Here is a 23,085-nt window from a genome sequence, read left to right as displayed (position 1 = left end):
GTTATCCTTTCAGCACCTGTTTATTCTTCACAATATAATCCACACCGGACACAATGGTAAAGAATACTGCCAGACCAACCAGAATCGTCTCCACCACAGGCATAAAGTCAAAGGGCAGATGCAGCAGCACCAGAATAATCATAATCATCTGTGTAGTGGTCTTGATCTTTCCCCACCAGCTGGCCGCCATGACGATATTGGCCTCCATGGCCAGGGTACGGAACCCGGTGATGGCAAATTCTCTTGCCAGAATGATGATAACCACCCATGCCGGCAGATCCTCCATGGCGACCATGGAAACCAGAGCGGACATGACCAGCAGTTTATCCGCCAGCGGGTCCATAAACTTCCCAAAATTGCTTACCAGATTGTATTTTCTGGCAATATGTCCATCCAGAAAATCCGTTACAGACGCCACAATAAAAATAGCAGTGGCAATATAACGGTTCATGGGACTATCCATCAAAAACAGCACCAGCAGAAATACGGGAATCAAAATCACCCGCATAGTCGTCAGCTTATTGGGTAAATTCATCTGCATAAACCACATCTCCCATCAAATCATAGTCCCCGGCCTCTTTGATCTCCACTGAAACAAAGTCCCCGGAGTATACTTCTTCCTCCGCCTTGAAAAATACCATGCCGTCGATATCCGGCGCGTCCCTGCGGGTACGTCCGCAGTAGACGTTTTCCTCCGGCAGTTTTCCTTCCGCCAGCACTTCCACTACCTTGCCCACTTCCTTTTCGCAAAGAGAAGCGGCAATCTGTTTCTGGATGTCCATAATGATCTTCTGGCGTTCTTCTTTTACTTCCTCGTCGATCTGCCCTTCCATTTTCGCCGCGGGGGTGCCTTCCTCCTGGGAATAGCAGAATACTCCCAGCCGGTCAAAGCGCATTTCCTTCACAAATTCCTGAAGCTGCGCAAATTCCTCTTCCGTCTCTCCGGGGAAGCCCACGATCAGAGTCGTGCGGATGGCAATATCCGGCATCGCCGCACGCAGTTTTTTCACGGTCTGGCGAATCAGTTCCTGACTGCTCTTTCTGCCCATACGCTTCAAAACGCTGTCACATCCATGCTGAATGGGCATGTCGATATAATGACAGATTTTCTCATTCTTTGCCATTACATCAATGGTCTCCTGGGTCAGTGTCTCCGGATAGCAGTACAAAAGACGAATCCACTGGATGCCCTCCACCGCCGCCAGTTTTTCCAGCAGTTCATGAAGCTTCGGCTCGCCATACAGGTCTCTGCCATAAATAGAGGTATCCTGCGCCACGATGACCAGTTCCTTAACACCCTGCCTTGCCAATGCCTGTGTTTCCTCCACCAGACTTTCCATGGTACGGCTTCTGTGGCGTCCCCGCATTTTAGGAATAACACAGTACGTACAATGGTTGTCGCAGCCTTCGGAAATTTTCAGATAAGCGAAATAAGGCGCTGTGGAAAGGATTCGACCTTTGCCGTTTTCATCCCGCATGGGCTTGTCAATATCCTCCAGCAGTTTAAAGCCCTTTTCTCCTTCCAGGATACGGTCCGCCGCGTCAGCAATTTCCTCATAAGCCGCTGTGCCCAGCACCGCGTCCACCTCCGGCAGTTCCTGGAAAAATTCCGCCTCATAGCGCTGCCCCAGACATCCTGTGACAATCAGACCTTTGCAGTTTCCTTCTTCTTTATATTTCGCCATTTCCAAAATGGTCTCAATGCTTTCCTCCAAAGCGTCCCGGATAAAACAGCAGGTATTGACTACGATCAGATCCGCCTGCGCTTCGTCCGCCACGGCCTCATAGCCCCGGTCTCGCAAAATCCCCAGCATCACTTCGCTGTCCACTCTGTTTTTATCACACCCCAAAGAGGTGAATGCTACCGTTGCCTTCATTGGTTTCCTCCTCGCAAACTCTATTCATAAAGGAAGCGGAACAACAGCAACTTCCTCTTAAGAAAACATTTTTTCTTTTTCTTTATTTTCTTAAGAGGAATTGCGATGGCTGTCTTCAGAAGAAAACATACAAAATACAATCTTAGCAAAAATAAGAAAGCCGGAACCCTCTGCATGATAAGGTTTTCAGCTTTCTTTGTTTTCTTATGAAGATGCCCCTAAACTCTGCTCCGCTTCCTTTCTCTATCCAATGAGTATACTATATTTTCCGCAAAAAATCTATGTTTTCCGCTGAAATTATATATTTTTCCATTCCTCCGCCTGCTCTTTCGGCAGTTCATTTCTGTACGGCCTCTTCTATCCACTCTATGCCCTGGTTCACAAAGCTGATTTTCCAATGGCCGTATACTTCCCCCTCCTCCATGATGGACACCAGCGCAATGGCCAGCTGATCCCCTTCGGAAGGCTCCGGATTTCCCATGATCGTTGTCCATTGTACCTCTATATCCGCCTCGGTGATTTCCTTATCATAGGCCAGTTCATATTGCATCGGCTCAAAGAAGGCGCTGTTGGATTCCGTATACAGGATAATTTGATGATCTTCCCGCTGGTATATCTTCACCGTATCATATACCAGATCTTCTTCCGGCACCCCGTCAGCCTCGTTGGGTGATATCGTCTCCTCATAGATCAAATGAGCGTCAGAAACCGCCTCCTCCGCCTTCTCTTCTCGTTCAGAACCGCACCCGGCCAGAAACGCCGCTCCTATCGTCAACAGCAAAAAGTACAGAAACCAGCTTCTTTTTTTCAACTTCGACACCTCCGCACAACTGTTTTTTCCATAAAAAAAGAATATCATCCACGTTTTTCTACGTCAATGATATTCTCTCGTTTACATCAGTCCATTCTGCAGCTTTGCTGCCGTAATGCAGTTTTTCATAAGCATGGCAACCGTCATCAGGCCCACGCCGCCGGGCACAGGGGAAACTGCCCCCGCAACCTCACATACCTCGTCAAAGTCCACGTCGCCGCAGAGCTTCCCGTTTTCGTTGCGGTTCATGCCTACGTCAATGACCACAGCCCCGTCTTTTACCATATCCTTCGTTACCGTATGAAGCTTGCCTACGGCGCTGACAATAATATCCGCGTCTTTGCAGATCTCCTTCAGATCTCTGGTTCTGGAATGGCAGATGGTAACTGTGCCGTTTTTCTGCAGCAGCAGCATGGCGATGGGCTTGCCTACGTTATGGCTCCGCCCAATGACAACACACTGCTTTCCTTCAATGGTATAGCCGCTGCGCTCGATCAGCTCCAGCACTCCGGCGGGCGTACAGGGTACAAAGCCCTTCTGCCCTGTCTGCAGCAGTCCCACATTCAGCGGATGAAAGCAATCCACATCTTTTTTATGGTCAATGGCAAGAATCACCTTTTCCTCATTGATCTGCGGCGGCAGCGGCAGCTGTACCAATACGCCATGGACGCTTTTATCCATGTTCAGCTCCTCCACCAGCTTCAAAAGAGCTTCTTCTTCCGTATCCTCCGGCAGTTCGTAGGAACGGGACTGGATACCCACCTTTTCGCAGGCCTTCTTTTTGTTATTGACATATACCATGGAAGCCGGGTCGTTGCCCACCAAAACCACAGCAAGGCAGGGGGTGATCCCCTGCCGCTGCAGTTCCTGCGCTTCCAAGGCAGCTTCTTCCTTGATCTGGTCGGAAATGGCCTTTCCGTCGATGCGATGTGCCTTCATGCGCTTGATTCTCCTTTATCGTGTTTTTAGAACAATCCTACGATATTTCCGTCAGCGTCAATGTCGATGTTCAATGCCGCCGGTTTCTTGGGCAGACCGGGCATGGTCATAACATCGCCCAGCAGGGCTACGATAAAGCCCGCGCCTGCGGAAATACGGATCTCTTTTACTGTAACTTCAAACCCCTCGGGACGGCCCAATACCTTGGGATCGTCGGACAGGGAATACTGTGTTTTGGCGATACATACGGGGAAGTGGGAAAATCCCAGCTCGTCAATCTGCGCCAGTGTCTTCTTCGCGGGCGCGGAGAAGTTCACATGACCAGCCCCGTAGATCTCTTTACATACTTTATTGATTTTTTCCTCGATTGTCAAGCTGTCTTCGTACAATACATGGAAATTATTTTCCTTTGTTTCCAGTGTTTCCAGAACCTTTTCCGCCAGTGCCTTGCCGCCTTCGCCGCCGTCAGCCCAAACCTTTGCCACAGCGAAGGTAGCGCCCATTTTCTCGCAGCGTTCCTTCACATAAGCCACTTCCGCGTCCGTATCGGCTACAAAATGGTTCAGTGTTACCACCACAGGCACACCGTATTTCTGGATATTTTCGATATGTTTTTCCAGGTTCACAAAGCCCTTTGCCAAAGCGTCCAGATTTTCATTGCTCAGTTCTGCCTTCGGCACGCCGCCGTTATATTTCAGGGCACGAACAGTTGCAACCAGTACAACAGCGTCCGGTTTGATGCCTGCTTTTCTGCACTTGATATCAAAGAATTTTTCCGCGCCCAGGTCAGCGCCGAACCCTGCCTCTGTTACAACGTAGTCCGCCATTTTCAGAGCGAATTTTGTCGCCCGCACACTGTTGCAGCCATGGGCGATATTAGCGAAGGGACCGCCATGGATGATAGCAGGTGTATGCTCCAGAGTCTGTACCAGGTTAGGCTGGAGCGCATCCTTCAGCAATACGGTCATAGCGCCGTCCGCGCCGACATCCTTTGCTGTTACCGGCTTGTCGTCATAAGTATAGCCTACGATGATCTTGCCCAGCATTTCCTTCAGGTTGTGCAGGTCGTTGGCCAGGCAGAAGATGGCCATGATCTCAGATGCCACGGTGATCTGGAAGCTGTCTTCTCTGGGTACCCCGTTCACCTTGCCGCCCAGACCGGAGATTACATGACGCAGCTGTCTGTCATTCAGGTCCACAACTCTTTTCCATGTTACCTTTCTGGGGTCGATATTCAGTTCATTTCCCTGCTGGATATGGTTGTCCACCATAGACGCCAGCAGATTGTTTGCTGTGGTAATGGCGTGCAGGTCACCGGTAAAATGCAGGTTGATATCCTCCATAGGCACTACCTGCGCATAGCCGCCGCCGGCCGCGCCGCCCTTTACGCCCATGCAGGGGCCAAGAGAGGGCTCTCTCAGACAGGTCAGGGCGTTTTTCCCCATTTTCTGCAATGCCTGTGTCAGACCGATGGTAACAGTGGTCTTGCCTTCCCCGGCGGGGGTAGGATTTACCGCGGTCACCAGAATCAGCTTCGCGTTGGGGTTATCCTTGATCTGATCGTAATATTTGTCGTTGATTTTTGCTTTATACTTTCCGTAGCATTCCACATATTCCTCGGGGATGCCTGCCTTTGCGGCAATGGCGGTAATGGGTTCCATGGTACATTCCTGCGCGATCTGCAAATCTGTTTTCATTTCAAAAACTCCTCTCTCGATTCCATTCCTATTCCGCGTCTTGCTGCCAATGATAAAAAAAGCCGACAGTCCAAGCGGGAATCGCCCAGACGGTCGGCATCGTTCACGTCATACTCCATGTGGTTTGCTCCACTTCCGTCAGTCATATGACTCTATTCAAATGGTACTATATCCCTGCGGGTTTGTCAATGAAAAACCTTCCAAAAATCCCGTTTATTCCTCATTTTCTCCCACGCCCCGCAATTCGTCCCACTGGGCTCTGGTAATGAGAACCTTTCTGGGCTTGCTGCCGTCCTCCGGTCCTACCATCCCCCGCTTTTCCAGCTCATCCATGAGCCTTGCGGCACGGTTGTAGCCAATGCGGAACTGCCGCTGGAGCATAGAAACAGAGGCCTTTTCTTTCTCAATAATCAGCTCCACCGCCTGCTCATAGAACTCGTCCAGCTCCTCGTCAGAGCCTTCCGCCGTTTTCTGCACCGCCGTGATCTGCTCCACCATTTCCTGAGTGTAGCCGGGACGGCTGCTCTTGCGCAGGAAGTCCACAATGCTCTCCACTTCCTTATCTGTGACGAAAGCCCCCTGCATCCGGGCGGGCTTAGCCTGTCCCGAAGGATAGAAGAGCATATCGCCCTTGCCCAGCAGTTTTTCCGCCCCCACCATATCCAGAATGGTACGGGAGTCGATGCCGCTGGATACGGCAAAGGCCAGCCGAGAAGGAATATTGGCTTTGATAACGCCAGTGATGACATCCACGGAGGGCCGCTGTGTGGCGATAATCAGATGCATCCCCGCCGCTCTGGCCATCTGGGCCAGACGGCAGATGGCGTCCTCCACCTCGCCCGGCGCCGCCATCATCAGGTCCGCCAACTCGTCAATGATAATGACAATCTGACTCATTTTGCCTTCCGTCTCGCCCTTTTCTTCCTTCATGGCATTGAAGCCCTTGATGTCACGAACGCCACAGGCCGCGAAATCGTTATATCTCTGGAGCATTTCCCGAACAGCCCAGTTCAGGGCGGCAGAAGCCTTTTTGGGGTCTGTCACCACAGGAATCAGCAAATGGGGAATGCCATTGTATACGCTCAGTTCTACCACCTTCGGGTCTACCAAAAGCAGCTTTACCTCCTTGGGGTCCGCCTTATACAAAATACTGGTAATCAGCGTATTGATGCAGACGCTCTTGCCGCTGCCCGTTGCCCCGGCAATGAGCAGATGGGGCATTTTGGCAATATCCGTTACCACAGGGTTCCCCGTAATGTCCTCACCCAGAGCAAACGCCAGCTTGGAAGGATGGTTTTTGAAGGCATCGCTTTCCAGCACCGTCCGCAGATATACGGACTGAGTTTCCTTATTGGGCACCTCGATGCCCACCGCCGCCTTGCCGGGGATGGGCGCTTCGATACGGATGCCGCTGGCCGCCAGATTCAGAGCGATATCGTCCGCCAGATTCACAATCTTGCTGACCTTGACCCCCTGACTGGGAGAAAGCTCATATCTTGTAACCGTAGGCCCCTTGCTGATCTGGATTACCTTTGCCTCTACGCCAAAGCTGCGCAGTGTATTTTCCAGTTTTTTCGCGTTTTCCAGCATTTCCGCCTTACCTCCGGCGCCGCCGGTGCCGGGGTCCTTTCCCAGCAGATCCAGAGGCGGGAAGACATAGGGTTTCTCTTCCGGCACATCCGCCACAGCAGGAATTTCTTCCTGCGTTTCTTCTGTATCCTTTTCCTCTGCCGTTTCTTCCTCTTTCGTCTCTGGCTCTGCCGTTTCCACAGACAGAGGCGTCTCTTCCGCTTCCGCCACAGGTTCAATCTCAAAGGCAGGCGCCGCCATTACCACAGGGATTTCCTCCTCATCCTCAGGTTCCGGCACAAATTCAGCCGCAGGCGCCGTAGCTGCCGCTGGCTCCTCCGTCTGGCCAAAAATATGTTCATATACATCCGGTTCCTCTTTCTTTTCCGGTGTGGGCACCACACGAAGGCCCTCCTGGAACAAATCCTCCGCAGGCGTCTCTTCCACAGGTGAAACCGGCTTTTCCGATTCCTTTACAAAATCGTAAATCGGTTCCCGTTTCTTCACACTGATTTCCGGTTTCTTCTTCCGGAACACCGTCTCCTCTACCCGCGGCATTGTTTCCGGCTTTTCGTTTTTATCCAGCTCAATATTAAAATCCTCTTTGGACATCCCATGTTTTTTCCGGCTTTCGGCCCGTTTTTCTTCCCGTTCCGCCTCTATTTTTTCTATCTGGCGGATACGGTCAGCCTTATTTTTGATCTTCTCGTTTTTGATCTGCCGTCTCGTCTTATGATGGTCTGCCAGAGAGCCCATGGCCCCAAAAAAGGACCGTCCTGTCATCAAAATCAGGGAAATCAAGATCAGGGCCATCAGCACCAGCACACTGCCCAGCGTATCTAAAAGGGCGAACAGGCCGCCGCCGAAGACACCGCCTGCCAGACCGCCGTTGCTTACACTGCCCCCTGCAAAATATGCCGCGCATTTGCCAAAGAACCCGGCCTCCGCCGAAACATCCACCGGATGGATCAGATGGGCCGCCCCTGCCACACTCAGCAGAAACAGCAGTCCGCCCAGAAATCGCACCACCGGCCATCTTCGTTCTTCCGAAACCAGCATCCAGACGCAGTACACCACAGCCAGCACTGGCAGAAGCACGCCGCTGACGCCTAAGATCCCTTTAAAAAATCCGCCGAACAGATCGCCGATAATTCCCATTTTATCTGTCACCATACTAATGAACAGCACCACGGAAATCAGTATCACAAGAATCAAAATCACTTCATCCAGGATACTGTCCCCGAAACGATGGGAGGATGCCTCTAAATGGGTCGTTTGCTTTGTGGCCGTCTTTTTCGCCGTATGCTGGCTCTTGCCCGTTGTTTTTTTCGTCCCGGCTGTGGTCTTTTTCACCGCCGGTGATTTCGCTGTTGTTTTTTTGGTGGTTTTCTTGCCTTGCTCCGCCAAAATCTATCACCTCGTCCTAAGTCTGTCTGCAAACTTTTCTCTCAAATCACTAATGTATAAGTATACCATATTTTCATCTATTTTTCAAATCCTGTCCCCGCAAAAAACGGCAGAGGATGCCCTTCTGGCTCCGCTCCGCCGCTTCTTTTTTTATTCCATTACCTGTATTTCGATCCCCGCCTCATCCAGCATCTTTCTGGACAGCTCGTCAGGGTATTCCCCCTTATGTACGATCTTCTTAATTCCCGCGTTGATGAGCATTTTGGCGCAGATGACGCAGGGCTGTAATGTAATGTAAATGGTAGCGCCTTCTGTGGATATCCCCAGCTTCGCCGCCTGAATGATGGCGTTCTGCTCCGCGTGAAGGGCACGGCAAAGTTCATGCCGTTCCCCCGAGGGCACCCCCAGCCGCTGACGTTCGCAGCCGATTTCCAGACAGTGGCGCAGGCCCGATGGTGCGCCGTTATATCCCGTCGTAATAATGCGGTTATCCTTTACAATGACCGCCCCCACCTGTCTGCGCAGACAGGTCGACCGTGTTTTCACAATTTCCGCGATCTCCATAAAATATTCGTCCCAGCTGGCTCTCACAGCACTCTCTCCCTTCCGTTTCCGCTCCTCCAGTAAAATTCCTATCCCCAAAATAGCATATCCCTATTTTATTGTCAAACCCCATTCCTTCTGCCCACAAAAACAGAATAGCCGGAACCCCCGCTCCGCGGGGATTCCAGCTATTTTCATCTGCTCATATTTTCCAAATCAAACGATCAGGTTCATTTTCTTTGCTTCGTATTCCAGTTCTTCTCTGAACTGAGGAGCTGCCAGAGAGATAATCATTTTCGCTCTCGCGCTGGCAGTCTGGCCCTTCAGACGAACGATGCCGTTTTCTGTTACCAGGAAGTCCACTTCGTTCTTGGGTGTGGTTACGATAGAACCGGGCGTCAGAACGGGTTTGATCTTGGAAATGGTGCCGCCCTTTGTGGTGGAAAGCATCGCGATAAAGCCCTTGCCGCCCTTGGACATATTGGCGCCTCTTACATAGTCCAGCTGGCCGCCGGAACCGCTGTAATGCTTTGTGCCGATGCTTTCGGAGCATACCTGACCGAAGAGGTCTACTTCAATACAGGAGTTTACGGATACAAAATTGTCATGCTGCGCGATGACATAAGGGTTATTTGTGTAGCTGACAGGATGCATCTCAAAAGCCGGGTTATCGTCCATGTAATCATACATTTTCTTGGAGCCCCATGCCAGTGTGGCAATGGTCTTGCCCACATGAATCGGTTTTTTCATATTGGTTACAGCGCCGCATTCAATCAGGTCTACCATACTGTCTGTAAACATTTCTGTATGCAGGCCCAGATCCTTCTTATCTTTCAGCAGTACACCTACGGCATTGGGGATACCGCCGATGCCCAGCTGCAGTGTAGCGCCGTCTACTACCTCGTCCGCGATCATCTGGCCGATTTTCTTATCGTCATCGGACAGAGGAGGGTTATTCAGTACCAGCAGAGGTCTGGAAGATTCGCAGAGTGCTGTTACCTGAGAAATATGAATCAGGCAGTCGCCCATAACACGGGGCATCTGATCGTTGACATCCAGCAGGATAATGGCTGCTTTGTCTCTCATGGCAACGACTTCCGCGCCTGCCATAGGGCAGCTGAAATAGCCGTGTTTATCCATAGGAGAAACTTCCGCGTAAAATACATCCAGTCTGGGCTGTACATTGGTCCAGTAGCCGGGAATATCGCTGTAATTACAAGGGATATAGGTATGAATCCCTTCCTGGATGCCTTTTCTGCCGGGGCCGCCGGTGAACCAGGAAATATATTCATACTTTCCTTTTAATTCCGGTTTCATAAAGGGGCCGCCTTTTACGGAAAGGGTTGCGTGATGCACTACGCCGGTCAATTCCCCGCGCATAGCTCTGTCGGCCACTGCCTCACAAATGGCTGTGGGCTCTTCCAGTCCGGTCGGACAAGCGCATACATCGCCAGACTTTACATAAAGGGCAACTTCTGCCGGTGTTTTCCTTTTTTCCAGATACATCTGCTGAAATTTGTTCATTTTTTCCTCACCTTTCTTGTCTTTTCTAGATTATTACAGCAATTTGCCAACTTTCTTTGTCTATTTTGCATACAATATACTATCTTTAGGTTTATTTTAACACAAGTATTCCTATAAAGTAAAGCGAATACAGTCATGTTTCTGATAATATACAATGTCCCTCTTGCCCATACCTCTTTTTTCTCTCTTCCTGTTTTTTCCTGAAAAATAAAGGTTTTCTCCGTCCTTATGACTTTTGGGCAAAAAAAGAAGGCCTCGCTGTTTGGCCGCTCCGCCAGAATTTGTTTGACAAGAAATCCCACTTCTTTTTCCCTCTTCTCATACAACATTTTGCCACAATAAAAAAAGCCGTCCTTCCCATTTGGAAAAACGGCCTTTCTTTTTTGTTTGATTGTTAGATCAGATATTTCTGTACTTCCGCGGGAAGCAAGTCTGTTCTGCGGCTGATAATCATAATCAGATCCATTTCCGCTTCTTTGGATGTCTTTTCCAGTTCTTCTACGAAAGCTACAAAGTCCTGATCACTGATCCGGTCTACGATATGGTTCAAACCATCTACATAGATCTTTTCAATGTCGCTATTCTGAGAAAGGATACCACAGACGAATCCTCTGAATACCTGAGGATCTTCCATAATAAATTTTGGTGTATCTACAAAACGAACACTGTAATGCAGATCATACATACGGCTGTTGTCATCGTCTACGAAAACCACACAGCCATTTGCAGCCTTACCTGCCTCATTTGCCATGTCGATCAATTTCTTTGTTTTACCTTCACCTTTTTCGCCTGCAAGAATCTGAACCATCGCAATCTCCCCCTTCATTTGTCGGTGATATTCCTTTTCGTGAATTGTAAGATTATTTGCAGTAAAGCCATTCGCTTTATGCTTGTAGTATTCTCTAAAAGAACAGAAATCCCTCTTTTTTTCCTGCCGATTTTTTTATTTTCTCTACATTTGGTGAATTTTTACAACTCTCCTCTGTCAAAACGTCTTTCTTTTAATACACTTTGTATAGTATTCTGTTTCACCTATTCCCCGAAGTAGCGGTATACCTGTCTATAGATCAGCCGCCGATACCGCTGATATTCTTCCTCTTGGATGGGCGCAGGTCTGGTCATGAGCCGCAGCGGCAGCATACCCTGTCCGGGACGCATGGGCGGCTGCAAATAGGGATATTCATTATAATAAAACCCATGTCTTTCGTAAAATCCTACCCGTCTTTTGGTCAGCACATCCTCCGGCACCTCTACCTCCAGCACCGCTTTTTTTCCATACCAGGCCAGGAATTCCTCCAGCAGGCGGCCGCCGATGCCGCCGTTGCGTTTTCCCTCTGCCACCGCGAAATGCTCCAGATAAACGAAATCTTCCGCCAGTTCCCATGCGGCGATGACGGCAAAATACCCGTCATCCGCCTCTTTTATGCCGTAAAGCCGATAGCCTTCCCGCTCCAAAAGCGCCCTTTGTCCCGCTTCATCCCGCAGTTCCGTCTCCGGGAAGGATGCCGCCATTATTGGATAGACCCTTGCAAAATCTTCCTTTGCGGTAATTCTCTCAAACATTTTCTCACCTCCCGTCTCTGAGCATAACACACCTTTTCCTCAAAGGCAAATTCTCCCCAAAAAGAAGGGGATACCTCCCGTCCATAGAATATGATATAATAACGCACAGAAAGTCCTCTGCGTCTCAGACCGCAGAGAACAATCCCGCCCGAAAGGAGGACGCCTATGGCAAGATTTCTAAAATATCTTATGCTCTGCCTACTGCTGCTGTTTTTCATTTCCCCGGTCTGCGCCAAAGAGATTCAGGTCTCTCTGGACGGCAAGGCCCTGCCCTGCCGAATGGCCCCCATTCTGGAAAACGACAGAGTCCTTCTGCCTATGCGGGATCTGATGGAGCCTCTGGGCTACACAGTTCTTTGGAACGATGCCGAAAAAAGCCTCACCGCCAAAAAAGGGAACACTCAGTTATATATGAAGGTTAACTCCTCTTACGCCACCGTGAACGATCAGCCGGTCGTATTGGATGTCCCCGTCCGTATCATAGAAAACCTCGCCTTCGTTCCGCTGCGCTTCGTATCGGAATACAGTGGCGCCGCCGTATTCTGGAAAGGCGATACCGCCACCGTAGAGATTCTGCGGGATACGGAAACACCTTACAGCATTTCGGATTCCGTGGTCATGCTCCAGGGCAGCCAATTCAGCGGCAGCGGTGTGATTCTTTCGTCTGACGGTCTCATTGCCACCAATTATCATGTCATCGAAGGAACCTCCATGCTGCAAATCATATTTGATGACGGTACTGTATATCAGGGAAAGACCACCGTTGTGGGACTGGACCCCCAGGCGGATATCGCCCTTTTGCAAATTGAGAAAACAGGGCTTTCTCCCGTAAAAATAACCACAGCCTTAGCAGAGGGTCAAAGCGTTGTCACCGTTTCCTCTCCCCAGGGAAACCGTAATATCCAGACCAGCGGCACATTGTCCCATTACAATCAGGATATCCTTTCCTTTACCGCCCCTTTGAATTTCGGCAGCAGCGGCGGCGGCGTGTTCAATGCCCAGGGGAAATGGCTGGGTCTTTGCAGCTCCATGAGCGAGGATCTTTATTTCGCCATTCCCGCCCAAAAGGTTCTGGCGGTTCCCAGAAACATGTCCCTGCCCATTTCGGAGATGAAAAACTATGTCTATACCCCCTCCGCCCCCAGGAATGTAAGGATCACCACCAGCGGGACCACCGTCCAGGTCAGCTGGGAGCCAGTATTCGGCGCTGACGATTATCGGGTATATCTTTCCTCTTCCGCGGATGGTCCTTTTACTAAAATGAGCAACCCCACCAAAGGCGGAGACCGCTGGCTCTGGGGATTCCCCTATGCTTTTTCCATGACGTACGCCTCTTCCGAGCCCCTTTACTGCCGGATCGAGACCATGGAGAATGGCGTCAGCCGGGGCATGAGCCAGGCGGTGCGCTTATTCTGAATATATAAAATGCCGGAACTTTTGCATGAGCCATTGAAAATATCCCCGGCGTTTCAGACATCTTCATTAACAAACAAAAGAAAGCTGAACACTTTGCACCGCAAAGCGTTCAGCTTTTCTAGTTTATCAAATCCGTTTTTATGCCATTTCCTTTGTTACGTCCGCCTCTTTTGCCTCTACAAAAGCAATCAGATCCTCCGGCGAGAGTATAATCTGCTCGCCCCGCATCCCCGCGCTGACGGCAATCTCGTCAAACAAAATCGCCGTTTCGTCCACATAGGTCGGATATTTTTTCTTCATGCCAATGGGAGAACAGCCGCCCCGGATATAGCCCGTCAAAGCCAGAAGTTCCTTCACATGGGTCATTTCCAGCTTTTTATTGCCGGAAACCGCCGCCGCTTTTTTCAGATCCAGCTCCATATCCACCGGGATACAGAATACCAGAATCCCTGTCTTATCCCCTCTGGTAACCAAAGTCTTAAAGACCTGCTCCGCCGGGATGCCGATCTGTTCCGCCGCGTGAAGCCCGGAAAGATTGTTCTCATCATATTCATATTCCGCTGTCCGGTAGGCAATTCCCGCCGCTTCCAGCTGCCGCATGGCGTTTGTCTTTGTCATCTGCTTTCCTCCTTCCGCCGTGGCCCTGCCCCTCTCTTCCGTAATAGAACAGATATTGCTGGGCCAGCCCACGGTACGCCCCGAATTTCTTCTCCGCCTTTTTCTGTATTTCCTTCAGACTCGCTTCCTTCCCCCGGAAATACAGCTGTTCCATCATCCGCCGAATCCATACATCCGTGGGAAAAACCTCCCAGCGGCCCAGTCCAAACAGAAGCACACAGTCCGCCACCTTTTCCCCGACGCCGCAAATGGTCATCAGCGCCGCTTTCGCTTCCGCCGTTTCCATCTGCCGCAAATCTTCCTCCCGTATCTGACCGGAAACTACTTTTCCCACAGCGTCCACAAGATATCTGGCACGAAAACCCGCGCCCAGCCACCGAAACTCCTCTTCTGTAACCGTCGCAAGCTGCTCCGGTGTCGGAAAGGAATAGACTCCCGCCCCGATTTCTTCGCCGCAGCTTTGACAGATACGCTCCATGATCCCTTTGATCCGTGGGATATGGTTATTCTGGGAAATGATAAATCCCATCAGCGTCTCGAAAAACTCCTGCCGCAGGATATGGATGCCGCTACCGGCGGGGATGGTCATAGCCATAACCTGATCCTTTGCCGACAATTCTTTTTTGATTTGTTCGTAATCCCTGTCCCAGTCAAAATAATTCCGCCAGTAGGCCGCTTCCCCTTCGGAAACCTCGTCCAAAAAAAGAATACTGTCCCCCGCCTGCGCCAGTGTGACCTGCCGCGCGCCGGAAAGGACAGTATACCTTCCTTCTTCCCATTTTTTCCAACGGAAGCACTGGCCGCTTTCTATGGTCTGCGCCAGTGAAAAACCGGGACAAAGGAACCTGTTCGCTTCCTTCATCCGTTTTCCCGTCCTTAATCGTCCAATATGATAAACCCATAATCCTGTCCGGTTCTTTCGGCGATAAAGTTTTTCGCCTCATAGTCGCTGGCCACATGGATTACTCTCCACAGATCGTACTCCCGGTAAGCCACATATCTGGCTCCGTTTTGCAGTACGAAATATACATAGCTGCTGGTTCCGCACTGATAATAGATCTGACTGTTATCCTTAATATAGTTATTGGTAAACATGGCATTGACTGCCCCTGTTTGGTTGGAAGACATGTAGGCCTTCCAGGAAGCTACGTTATAATCCGTCAGCAGCTTGGGGTCAAAATCCGGCAGCACACGATTGATGCTGTATACAGGATAGATCTCATTCTGCACATTGGGATATACCACTTCCCAGAAATTGTTGTCGTTGCGCAAAACATGCTGTTTGATATTGGCCGTATTGGATTTTCCGGAAAATGTCACCACAGCGTATTTTCCGTCTTTGCGGATTTCCCGCACAAAATATTCCTCCAGCTGCCCTTCATACAGCCCGATAAATCCCAGCAGCTGCCCATACTCTGAAGAAGAGGAGGACAAACGGCTGATTGTGCCATGATTCTGATTGTAGCTGTTTAACAGCCTGTTGTAATCCGTAGCGCTGATAAGCCCGGCCTTCCCGCTGGAAGAAGCGATCAGATACTGCCCGTCGCTCTGCTTCATGGCCGCGAATATCGTCAGCCCCATATTCTCCTGGGGCACACTGGCCCCTTCATAGGCCGCCAGATCACTGCCGCGGATCAGCAAAATATCATAGCTGGAAGAGGAAAGCCCCTTTTCCAGATACCCATTGGCTACCAGTGTATCCGTCGTTATGTAACTTCCCGCGTAATAAGCGTATAATTTCCCATTTTTGGAGATCCAGCCCAGCTTTTCCCCCAAAGCGTTATAATTATTTTTCGCCGCCGTTGCCACGGATTTCAAATTATTGACCTGCATGGTGTTCTCGCTCTGCCAGAACGGCTTCGTTTCCGTTACAGGCGCAGGCTTGGTGCCCGTCTGATTCTTCTGGCTCTGCTGCTTCTTCTGCTCCTCCGCCGTCTGCGGCAGAATCACCTGCTCCTCCTCATCCAGGGGCGCCGTCTCCTCCAGCTTGTCCTCCGACTGCTCGCCCTCTGTTTCCACATTCGGCATAGGCACTGTCTCCGTGTCCTCCTGTTTGGTATCATCCACAGCTGCTTCCTGTTCTCTTGAAAACAGACCGCAGCCACTGGTAAGAAACAGACAGACGCTGGCCAGCAGGCAGACATATCTGAATCTTTTATTCTTCACAATAATCATCCCTTTTATCTGCGATCACCTCATAAACGGAATCCAGTTCCCGTTTATGGGCCTCCAGGATCGCGGAAAGCTTCTCTTCCATCTGATCCGCCTCCTGAGAAAAAGAAAACTCCGTCTTCCAGACAGGGTTGAAATGGCCTTCTTCTTCCTCTATGGAATCCACCAGCGCCGCAAGTGTTTCCATATCGTAATAATCAAATACGGCGTCATACTCCCAGTCACTGAGTTCCTTTTCACAAGTCAGCTTCAATACCACTCTGATCTCATTTTCCTTCTCAGCCGCATATACCTGAAAGACGTTTTCCGCGCCTTCCGCGACAGTATAGCATCCCAGCTCCTTATCCAAAAAGCCGGTTGTCTGATCCTTCAACATCACAACGATTGCAGCTTCTTCCATTCTATTCTCCTTCTCTTGCTTTCGACTTCAATATCTGAATTATACTACAAAAAACCTGTATTTGCAACAAACCAGCCTGTTTCCCAGCATAAGGCAGAAGAAAATCAACCTTTTATTTTCTGTTTAACGAAAAAAAACAGGAATTTGTTCCCTGTTTTTTTCGTTTTTTTCATCTATAACAAAACCATATCTTCTTTTACGCCAGAAACTGCTGCAAATCTTCCATGGTAATCCCGGGATGCAGCGCCAGATTAACCGCGTTGGCAATTACGCCGGAAAGGCGGTCAATGACGGCGTCTACCTCTTTCGGCGTCACAAACATGTTCTCCGCGTAGGGGTCCAGCAGTTCTGTAATCAGTTCATATTTTTCCTCTCCTTCCATGGACCGCAGCATTTCATAAAAGGGTGTATTTTTCTCCGTGTGGCGGCTCATTTCCTCCAGCATACGATCCATGGTATCATTGACCAGTGTCGCCGCGTCCACCACCGTAGGCACACCGATGGCGATGACCGGAATCCCCAGTGTCTCCTTAGAAAGCAGCTTGCGCTTGTTCCCAACGCCCGCCCCCGGCGCCAGCCCTGTATCGGAAAGCTGTATAGCGGCATTGATCCGCCCCGTTTTTCTGGCGGCCAAAGCGTCCACAGCAATCAGCAGTTTCGGCCGCATCTTTTCCACAATTCCCTTGATAATCTCGCCGGTCTCAATACCCGTAATGCCCATAACACCGGGACTGACCGCCGCCACAGGACGAACCGTCCGCAAAATCTCCTCCGGCAGGCTTTCTCCCAAATGCCTTGTCACCAGCACCTTGGATACTACCTTTGGCCCCAGTGCGTCCGGCGTAATGTTCCAGTTGCCCAGTCCGGCAATCAGCACCGTATCTCCTTCCTCCAGCCCGGCCAGTTCCCGCAGTTCCCGGGCCAGCGCCTTTGTAATGGCCTCATGGGAAAAAATATCATTTTCCTTCAGGCTCTGGGACTCCAGAGTGATGTAACTGCCTACCGGTTTCCCCATGATCCGGCTTCCCGCCTCGTTTCGGATGCGCACTCTGGTCAGCACATAATCTTCCTCCTCCAAATTTTCCACTTCCACCCCGTCTGGTTCTTTTTCCTCTCTGCTTTTTTCCCTGGCCAATTCCCTGGCTTCAATGGCCAAATCCGTCCGCGCCGCAAATTTTTCCTCGTTTTGATGCAATCCTGATCCCGCCTTCCTGTATTTTCCCTTATTTTTTCCGCAGATTTTAAATATATTCATTGACTTCTTGGGAATCATCAGGTAGAATATATGGTGTTGAATTAACCACGGGCGGAATTATGTCTGTTTCCAGCCCAACCGTGTCGGAGGAATCCTGTCCTCAAGGTGGTTAATATGTAGTTTAGAAAAGCGATATTCCCCAATATCGGAAAAGAGAAACCACAAAAAAATTTTTAGGAGGAAAACAAATTGGCTAATATCAAATCTGCTAAGAAAAGAATTAAAGTAATCAACAAAAAGACTTTGAGAAATAAAATGATCAAGTCTCAGGTAAAAACAGCGATGAAGAAAGTAATCGTTGCTGTAAACGCTGGCGACAAGGAAGCTGCTTCCGTTGCTCTGAAAGGCGCTGCTTCCGCTATCGACAGAGCTTATATCAAAGGGATCTACCACAAAAACGCAGTGGCAAGAAAGAAATCTTCCCTGACAAAGCTGGTAAACAGCCTGTAATTTTAAGCATGAAGAATGAAGCTGGATGGAACATGGAGGATTCCCTGTTCTATCCGGCTTGTTTTTTTATCATTTCCCTGTCGTATTTTGTTTTTTGAAAGGAGTTTTGACCAATGACAGACAGAATTTCCCGTGTGGAAGAAAACCATAAAAAAGGATATAACTGTGCGCAGGCGGTTGCCTGTGCTTACTGCGACCTGCTGGGCGTAGAGGAAAAGGACGCCTTCCGTGCCGTAGAATGTTTCGGACGCGGCATGGGTGTCATGGGTACCTGCGGCGCCGTATCCGCCATGGCTTATCTGGTAGGCCTGAAATTATCCGATGTAAATCTGGAACACCCCAAAACAAAACTGGACTGCTACAACACCATCCAGACCATGACCGATGATTTCAAGAAAAAGAACCAGACCATCATCTGCCGTGAGCTGAAGGGCATGGATACAGGCGTTATGCTCAGAAGCTGTTCCGGCTGTATGGCGGACGCGGCGGAAATCGTAGAAAAGTATCTTTTTGCGGAAAAATAATCTCCAAACCCATTTTCCCAGAAAAAAAATCATCGCTGAAATCCTTGTTTCCGCAAGAATTTCAGCGATTTTTTATTGCCGCTCTTTTTCATGGCACCTGTTTGAAAAAATTTTTCATAAAAAACATCGTTCTATTTTTTTATAGATACAAGCTGTTTTCCTTTCTTCCGGCACAAAGCTTACCCAGCCGCTCCACCAATGCCGCCGCCACCGGCTCCGGCACCATTCTGGCCTTCCGGGGACAGACATGGATACAGCGCATACAGGAAACACAGACGTCCTTGTCCGTTTTCCATGGTTCTTCTTTGGAAATAGCCCCCACAGGACATTCCGCCGCGCATTGACCGCAGCCCTCACAGGCGTTGGAAGTTACCGGCACAATACCGCCGCCGTGACGTTCCACAAAGGGTTCCTTCCCCGGCACCTGAGGACACCCGGTCTCCCCTGCCTCTATTTTCTCCCGAATCTGCTTTCCAAATTCTCTAAGCTCCGCGCAGTCCCGCTCATCGGGCCGTCCCGCGCCAAACTGAGGCATAATAGAATGTTCTGTGGCGGACGCCACAGCCCCGCAGACAACAAAGCCCTGCGCCGTCAAAATCTGGCACAGTTCCGCCAAGGTATCGTCAAAAGCCCGGTTGCCATAAGTCACCACCGCAATAGCCGGGGTATTTTTCCCCTTCAGATTTGCCAGCCGTTCCAGCGCCGTCAAAGGCACTCTGCCGCCATAGGCGGGCATCCCCACAATGCAGATTTCCTCCGCAGGAAACTCTGCCCGCAGACTGCCGCCCTCCGGCGCGGACAGATCCCACGCCTTCTTTTCTTCCTCCGCCCAGGCAGCGGCGATCTGGTCCACAGCTTTTTTCGTGGTGCCGCAGGGGCTGAAATAAATCTCATTGATCTGTTTCATATACAGCACTTCCTTCCCGTTTTTGTTTTGATTATACTCCTTCTCCCAGGAATGGCACAAGAAATAATTCTAGTCTTTTCCTCGGATATATGCTATACTTTTTCCAAAAGAAAGGGGGTTTTTTATGGATTTTCAGGATATTATTATTAAAAAACGCGATCAGCAGCAACTTACTTCCCAGGAAATTTCCTTCTTTATCCAAGGGGTAACGGACGGTTCTCTGCCGGATTACCAGATCTCCGCACTGCTTATGGCCATCCTTCTCAATGGCATGACGCCGGAGGAAACCGCAGTGATGACAAAAGAAATGGCCAATTCCGGCGCAACCTTCGACCTGTCCTCTGTCCCCGGATTTAAGGTTGATAAACACAGTACCGGCGGCGTCGCTGACACCACCACACTGATTCTGGCACCTTTGGTGGCCTCCGTTGGCGTTCCCGTCGTAAAAATGAGCGGCAGAGGACTGGGTTTTTCCGGCGGCACCATTGATAAGCTGGAATCCATCCCCGGCTTTCGGGTTGACGTTACAGAAGAACAGGCGCTGGCATACGGCAGACAAAGCGGCATCGTCCTCATGAGCCAGACGGACAACCTGACCCCGGCAGACAAAAAACTCTATGCCCTCCGGGATGTAACGGGCACCGTAGATAGCATCCCGCTCATCGCCGCCAGCATCATGTCCAAAAAGATCGCCGCCGGAGCGGACGGCATCGTGCTGGATGTCAAATGCGGTAGCGGCGCCTTTATGAAAACACAGGAGGACGCCCGGGCACTGGCGCAGGTCATGGTCTCCATGGGCCGCCATGTGGGCCGGAAGGTTACCGCCGTCATCAGCGGCATGGACCAACCCTTAGGCATGAAGATCGGCAATCGTTTAGAGGTGCTGGAGGCCATAGAGGTCCTCAAAGGTCATACCAAAGGCGATCTGCTGGAGGTTTCTCTCCTGCTGGGAGCGCATATGCTCCTGCTGGCTAACCGTGTACCAACGGTAGAAGAAGGCAAAGCCCTTCTGGCAAAACAAATCGAAAACGGCCAGGGTCTGGCAAAATTCCGGGAGCTTTTGGAACAGCAGGGCGGTGACGTCCGCATCCTCTCCGACGAAAGCAGCCTGCCGCTTTCTCCCTGCGCACTGGAGGTGCGTGCGGAACAGTCCGGCTTCATTACCCACATGAACACGGCGAAAATCGGACGGGCCTCACAGGAAACCGGCGCGGGCCGGGCCTATAAGGGCCAGCCTCTGGATTTCGGCGCCGGCATTGTCATGGAAAAACGGCTGGGTGACCCGGTGGAAAAAGGCGACCTCCTTGCCACCGTATACAGCGGTACAGCGGAAAAAGCAGCCTCCGCCGCCGAGATTCTCCGTTCCGCCATTTCCATGGGCCCGGAAACAGTGTCTCCGCCGCCTTTGGTTTTAGAAATCATCAGTGAATAACAAGAAAGGATGAATGATTATATGAAACGAGCCATTATTATCGTACTGGACAGCGTAGGCATCGGTGAACTGCCCGACGCGGCAGATTTCGGCGATGTTGGCAGCAATACCTTAGTCAATATCAAAAAGGCAAGACCTCAGACAGAGCTGAAAAACATGGCTGCTCTCGGTTTGGGCAATATTCAGGGGGAAGACATCCATCTGCTGGGCAAGGTAGACGCGCCCAAAGGCGCCTTCGGCAAAATGGGCGAACGCTCCATCGGTAAGGATACCACCACCGGCCACTGGGAAATCGCCGGCGTAGTCACGGAAAAACCCTTCCCTACCTTTACAGATACCGGCTTTCCCAAAGAGCTGATGGATGCCTTTGAACAGGCCATCGGCAGAAAAACCCTGGGCAACTATGCCGCCTCCGGCACCGTTATCATTCAGGATCTGGGGGATGAGCATGTAAAAACAGGCTCCCCCATCGTTTATACCTCCGCCGACAGCGTATTCCAGATTGCGGCTCACGAGGACGTTATTCCCGTGCCGGAGCTCTATAAAATCTGCGAAACCGCCAGAAAACTGCTGACAGGGGACTATGGTGTTGCCCGTGTCATCGCCAGACCCTTCATCGGAGAACACGGCAATTATACCCGTACCAAAAACAGAAAGGATTTCTCTCTGGAGCCTACCGGCACCACCATACTGGATCTGGCAAAGGCCAAAGGCATGAATGTGACTGCCATCGGCAAAATCGAGGATATTTTCGAGCACAGAGGCATGACCAGAACAGACCATACCACCAACAATAATGACGGTATCGACAAAACCATTCTTTATACCAAAGAGGAATTTGAAGGCATTCTCTTCACCAATCTGGTGGATACAGACATGATCTACGGCCACCGCAACGACGTAGAGGGCTATGCCGGCGCGCTGGAATATTTCGACAGCAAACTGCCGGAAATCATGGCAAATATGAAGGACGAGGATATCCTCTTTATCACTGCCGACCACGGCTGTGATCCCACTACCCCCAGCACCGACCATTCCAGAGAATATGTTCCCCTGCTGGTATGGGGCAAACATGTGAAGGAAGGCGTGGATCTGGGCGTAAGAAAATCCTTCACCGATCTGGGCAAAACCATTTCCGACTATCTGGGACTGGACGCGGAATTTGAAGGCGACAGCTTCTTAAAAGACATTTTGAAATAAGTTCCCGCAAAAAACCCCTTGTGTAAAAACACAAGGGGTTTTTCATAGATCATATTCACTTGGTACGGCATGATTGATCCGCGTCATTTTCTCGCCTGTTTTTTCAAATGGCTATGCCGGCATTTTGGAAATCTGCATTAACATCCATTTTCCATCTTTCTTTTGGAACTCCAGCTTTACTGTGTAATCATAATCTCCAAAATACAGATAATCCATGGTTGCGTAATAAGAATCTCCCTGCTTTTCCAAAAAAGCCACACTTTCCTTATCGCAGGTAATCGCTCCGTACCCTCTGGCGCCTCTCACTAAATAGAGCTTCCCGTCATATTCCAAAAAATCATCGTGGAATTTTTCCTCCGTGATTTCCGGCGACAAAAATTCCTCCAAATGCGCTCTGACTTCCTCATTGGTCTGGAAATTTCTCACAGGATAATAGGACGACATGACCGGATCAGGGAAATATTCCGAAACCGTCGCTTCCTCGCCTTCTTGATAAAGCTTCGCGACAGGCCCCCATCCGTTATCGTAAGATTGCTCACTTTCGTAGACACAAAAATACTCTTCCTCAAAATCCACATCCGCACCAAACATTTCCAGTTCGCAGGAATCCAAACAAAGAATATTGGGCGCGATTTCTTCCAGAAACACCCCTTCGTCCACTGCGGCAGTTTCCGCCTGTTCTGCGGAACAGGCCGCCCCCAAACACATGACTGTCACCATCAGGATACAGAAGATTCTTTTCATTGGAACATCCCCTTTTCTCTGTCTATTCTCTTCTAAA

Annotated in this window: 22 protein-coding genes and 1 riboswitch; of the genes, 5 read left to right on the top strand and 17 right to left on the bottom strand. The window is 50.3% G+C overall.

Features of this window, described 5'->3' with window-relative positions; translation table 11 throughout:
- Window position 1 precedes the first annotated feature (1 nt).
- The 10 genes from pgsA to H9X84_RS09365 all read right to left on the bottom strand — a co-directional run bounded on the left by pgsA (window position 2) and on the right by H9X84_RS09365 (window position 11,930).
- Window positions 2–535 (bottom strand): CDP-diacylglycerol--glycerol-3-phosphate 3-phosphatidyltransferase, encoded by a 534-nt coding sequence (pgsA, locus tag H9X84_RS09410; protein ID WP_205133960.1) that lies wholly within the window; start codon window positions 533–535, stop codon window positions 2–4.
- Complete coding sequence (gene rimO, locus H9X84_RS09405; RefSeq protein WP_205133885.1) at window positions 519–1,877, bottom strand: 30S ribosomal protein S12 methylthiotransferase RimO; 1,359 nt, start codon at window positions 1,875–1,877, stop codon at window positions 519–521. Before rimO ends, pgsA begins: the two co-directional genes overlap by 17 nt.
- A gap of 337 nt (window positions 1,878–2,214) precedes the next feature.
- Window positions 2,215–2,688 (bottom strand): hypothetical protein, encoded by a 474-nt coding sequence (locus H9X84_RS09400; protein ID WP_205133886.1) that lies wholly within the window; start codon window positions 2,686–2,688, stop codon window positions 2,215–2,217.
- Window positions 2,689–2,769: 81 nt separating this feature from the next.
- Window positions 2,770–3,627 carry a bifunctional methylenetetrahydrofolate dehydrogenase/methenyltetrahydrofolate cyclohydrolase FolD gene (gene folD, locus H9X84_RS09395; protein ID WP_205133887.1) on the bottom strand — a complete coding sequence of 286 codons (858 nt, stop codon included), beginning with the start codon at window positions 3,625–3,627 and terminating at the stop codon, window positions 2,770–2,772.
- A 26-nt stretch (window positions 3,628–3,653) separates the two neighbouring features.
- The gene (locus H9X84_RS09390) at window positions 3,654–5,324 is read right to left on the bottom strand and encodes a formate--tetrahydrofolate ligase (RefSeq protein ID WP_205133888.1); all 1,671 of its coding nucleotides are present in this window, start codon (window positions 5,322–5,324) and stop codon (window positions 3,654–3,656) included.
- 76 nt (window positions 5,325–5,400) lie between these two features.
- A riboswitch (ZMP/ZTP riboswitch) is annotated at window positions 5,401–5,480 on the bottom strand.
- A 57-nt stretch (window positions 5,481–5,537) separates the two neighbouring features.
- Complete coding sequence (locus tag H9X84_RS09385) at window positions 5,538–8,300, bottom strand: FtsK/SpoIIIE family DNA translocase (protein WP_243423680.1); 2,763 nt, start codon at window positions 8,298–8,300, stop codon at window positions 5,538–5,540.
- Window positions 8,301–8,450: 150 nt separating this feature from the next.
- Window positions 8,451–8,891, bottom strand: coding sequence for a deoxycytidylate deaminase (locus H9X84_RS09380; RefSeq protein ID WP_205133889.1), 441 nt, complete (start codon window positions 8,889–8,891; stop codon window positions 8,451–8,453).
- A gap of 168 nt (window positions 8,892–9,059) precedes the next feature.
- The gene (locus tag H9X84_RS09375) at window positions 9,060–10,367 is read right to left on the bottom strand and encodes an acetyl-CoA hydrolase/transferase family protein (RefSeq protein ID WP_205133890.1); all 1,308 of its coding nucleotides are present in this window, start codon (window positions 10,365–10,367) and stop codon (window positions 9,060–9,062) included.
- A gap of 394 nt (window positions 10,368–10,761) precedes the next feature.
- Window positions 10,762–11,175, bottom strand: coding sequence for a hypothetical protein (locus H9X84_RS09370; RefSeq protein ID WP_205133891.1), 414 nt, complete (start codon window positions 11,173–11,175; stop codon window positions 10,762–10,764).
- Between the two features lie 224 nt (window positions 11,176–11,399).
- Window positions 11,400–11,930 carry a GNAT family N-acetyltransferase gene (locus H9X84_RS09365; RefSeq protein ID WP_205133892.1) on the bottom strand — a complete coding sequence of 177 codons (531 nt, stop codon included), beginning with the start codon at window positions 11,928–11,930 and terminating at the stop codon, window positions 11,400–11,402.
- A 165-nt stretch (window positions 11,931–12,095) separates the two neighbouring features.
- Here H9X84_RS09365 and H9X84_RS09360 point away from each other — a divergent pair, with 165 nt between their 5' ends.
- Entirely contained in the window at window positions 12,096–13,346 is a 1,251-nt protein-coding gene (locus tag H9X84_RS09360) for a stalk domain-containing protein (protein WP_205133893.1), read from the top strand.
- A gap of 138 nt (window positions 13,347–13,484) precedes the next feature.
- On the opposite strand, the gene ybaK is transcribed toward H9X84_RS09360, so the two are convergent.
- The 5 genes from ybaK to gpr form a co-directional block, all read right to left on the bottom strand.
- Window positions 13,485–13,964, bottom strand: coding sequence for a Cys-tRNA(Pro) deacylase (gene ybaK / locus H9X84_RS09355; protein ID WP_205133894.1), 480 nt, complete (start codon window positions 13,962–13,964; stop codon window positions 13,485–13,487).
- Window positions 13,897–14,826 (bottom strand): DNA-3-methyladenine glycosylase family protein, encoded by a 930-nt coding sequence (locus tag H9X84_RS09350; protein ID WP_205133895.1) that lies wholly within the window; start codon window positions 14,824–14,826, stop codon window positions 13,897–13,899. Before H9X84_RS09350 ends, ybaK begins: the two co-directional genes overlap by 68 nt.
- 14 nt (window positions 14,827–14,840) lie before the next feature.
- Window positions 14,841–16,130 carry a hypothetical protein gene (locus H9X84_RS09345; protein WP_205133896.1) on the bottom strand — a complete coding sequence of 430 codons (1,290 nt, stop codon included), beginning with the start codon at window positions 16,128–16,130 and terminating at the stop codon, window positions 14,841–14,843.
- A complete protein-coding gene (locus H9X84_RS09340; protein WP_205133897.1) occupies window positions 16,120–16,536 on the bottom strand; it encodes a DUF6762 family protein in 417 nt (138 codons plus the stop codon). The genes H9X84_RS09345 and H9X84_RS09340 overlap by 11 nt, the downstream gene beginning before the upstream one ends.
- A gap of 196 nt (window positions 16,537–16,732) precedes the next feature.
- Window positions 16,733–17,731: a GPR endopeptidase gene (gene gpr, locus H9X84_RS09335; protein ID WP_243423682.1), complete on the bottom strand. Its 999-nt coding sequence runs from the start codon at window positions 17,729–17,731 to the stop codon at window positions 16,733–16,735.
- A 249-nt stretch (window positions 17,732–17,980) separates the two neighbouring features.
- On the opposite strand from gpr, the gene rpsT reads away from it, so the two are divergent.
- Window positions 17,981–18,241, top strand: a complete 261-nt coding sequence (gene rpsT / locus H9X84_RS09330) for a 30S ribosomal protein S20 (RefSeq protein ID WP_205133899.1) — start codon at window positions 17,981–17,983, stop codon at window positions 18,239–18,241.
- Window positions 18,242–18,354: 113 nt separating this feature from the next.
- Entirely contained in the window at window positions 18,355–18,765 is a 411-nt protein-coding gene (locus H9X84_RS09325; protein WP_205133900.1) for a C-GCAxxG-C-C family protein, read from the top strand.
- A gap of 139 nt (window positions 18,766–18,904) precedes the next feature.
- Here H9X84_RS09325 and H9X84_RS09320 read toward each other — a convergent pair whose 3' ends face one another.
- The gene (locus H9X84_RS09320; RefSeq protein ID WP_205133901.1) at window positions 18,905–19,672 is read right to left on the bottom strand and encodes a 4Fe-4S binding protein; all 768 of its coding nucleotides are present in this window, start codon (window positions 19,670–19,672) and stop codon (window positions 18,905–18,907) included.
- Between the two features lie 124 nt (window positions 19,673–19,796).
- Here H9X84_RS09320 and H9X84_RS09315 point away from each other — a divergent pair, with 124 nt between their 5' ends.
- Together H9X84_RS09315 and H9X84_RS09310 are read left to right on the top strand one after the other, a co-directional pair.
- Window positions 19,797–21,104, top strand: a complete 1,308-nt coding sequence (locus tag H9X84_RS09315; RefSeq protein WP_205133902.1) for a thymidine phosphorylase — start codon at window positions 19,797–19,799, stop codon at window positions 21,102–21,104.
- Window positions 21,105–21,125: 21 nt separating this feature from the next.
- Complete coding sequence (locus H9X84_RS09310) at window positions 21,126–22,304, top strand: phosphopentomutase (protein WP_205133903.1); 1,179 nt, start codon at window positions 21,126–21,128, stop codon at window positions 22,302–22,304.
- A 111-nt stretch (window positions 22,305–22,415) separates the two neighbouring features.
- Here H9X84_RS09310 and H9X84_RS09305 read toward each other — a convergent pair whose 3' ends face one another.
- Window positions 22,416–23,048: a hypothetical protein gene (locus H9X84_RS09305; RefSeq protein ID WP_205133904.1), complete on the bottom strand. Its 633-nt coding sequence runs from the start codon at window positions 23,046–23,048 to the stop codon at window positions 22,416–22,418.
- Between the last annotated feature and the right edge of the window lie 37 nt (window positions 23,049–23,085).

It is taken from the genome of Anaerotignum lactatifermentans (assembly GCF_016902535.1).
Lineage (GTDB): Bacteria > Bacillota > Clostridia > Lachnospirales > Anaerotignaceae > Anaerotignum > Anaerotignum lactatifermentans_A.
The sequence above is the reverse complement of the archived record's forward strand: the minus strand, read 5'-3'. Positions and strand labels throughout refer to the sequence as shown.

Bases quoted from the DNA above. Each gene is read 5' to 3' on its own strand.
- pgsA (WP_205133960.1), bottom strand. From the start codon at position 535: ATGAATTTACCCAATAAGCTGACGACTATGCGGGTGATTTTGATTCCC.
- rimO (WP_205133885.1), bottom strand. From the start codon at position 1,877: ATGAAGGCAACGGTAGCATTCACCTCTTTGGGGTGTGATAAAAACAGA.
- folD (WP_205133887.1), bottom strand. From the start codon at position 3,627: ATGAAGGCACATCGCATCGACGGAAAGGCCATTTCCGACCAGATCAAG.
- H9X84_RS09390 (WP_205133888.1), bottom strand. From the start codon at position 5,324: ATGAAAACAGATTTGCAGATCGCGCAGGAATGTACCATGGAACCCATT.
- H9X84_RS09375 (WP_205133890.1), bottom strand. From the start codon at position 10,367: ATGAACAAATTTCAGCAGATGTATCTGGAAAAAAGGAAAACACCGGCA.
- H9X84_RS09370 (WP_205133891.1), bottom strand. From the start codon at position 11,175: ATGGTTCAGATTCTTGCAGGCGAAAAAGGTGAAGGTAAAACAAAGAAA.
- H9X84_RS09365 (WP_205133892.1), bottom strand. From the start codon at position 11,930: ATGTTTGAGAGAATTACCGCAAAGGAAGATTTTGCAAGGGTCTATCCA.
- H9X84_RS09360 (WP_205133893.1), top strand. From the start codon at position 12,096: ATGGCAAGATTTCTAAAATATCTTATGCTCTGCCTACTGCTGCTGTTT.
- ybaK (WP_205133894.1), bottom strand. From the start codon at position 13,964: ATGACAAAGACAAACGCCATGCGGCAGCTGGAAGCGGCGGGAATTGCC.
- H9X84_RS09350 (WP_205133895.1), bottom strand. From the start codon at position 14,826: ATGAAGGAAGCGAACAGGTTCCTTTGTCCCGGTTTTTCACTGGCGCAG.
- H9X84_RS09340 (WP_205133897.1), bottom strand. From the start codon at position 16,536: ATGGAAGAAGCTGCAATCGTTGTGATGTTGAAGGATCAGACAACCGGC.
- H9X84_RS09325 (WP_205133900.1), top strand. From the start codon at position 18,355: ATGACAGACAGAATTTCCCGTGTGGAAGAAAACCATAAAAAAGGATAT.
- H9X84_RS09320 (WP_205133901.1), bottom strand. From the start codon at position 19,672: ATGAAACAGATCAATGAGATTTATTTCAGCCCCTGCGGCACCACGAAA.
- H9X84_RS09315 (WP_205133902.1), top strand. From the start codon at position 19,797: ATGGATTTTCAGGATATTATTATTAAAAAACGCGATCAGCAGCAACTT.
- H9X84_RS09310 (WP_205133903.1), top strand. From the start codon at position 21,126: ATGAAACGAGCCATTATTATCGTACTGGACAGCGTAGGCATCGGTGAA.
- H9X84_RS09305 (WP_205133904.1), bottom strand. From the start codon at position 23,048: ATGAAAAGAATCTTCTGTATCCTGATGGTGACAGTCATGTGTTTGGGG.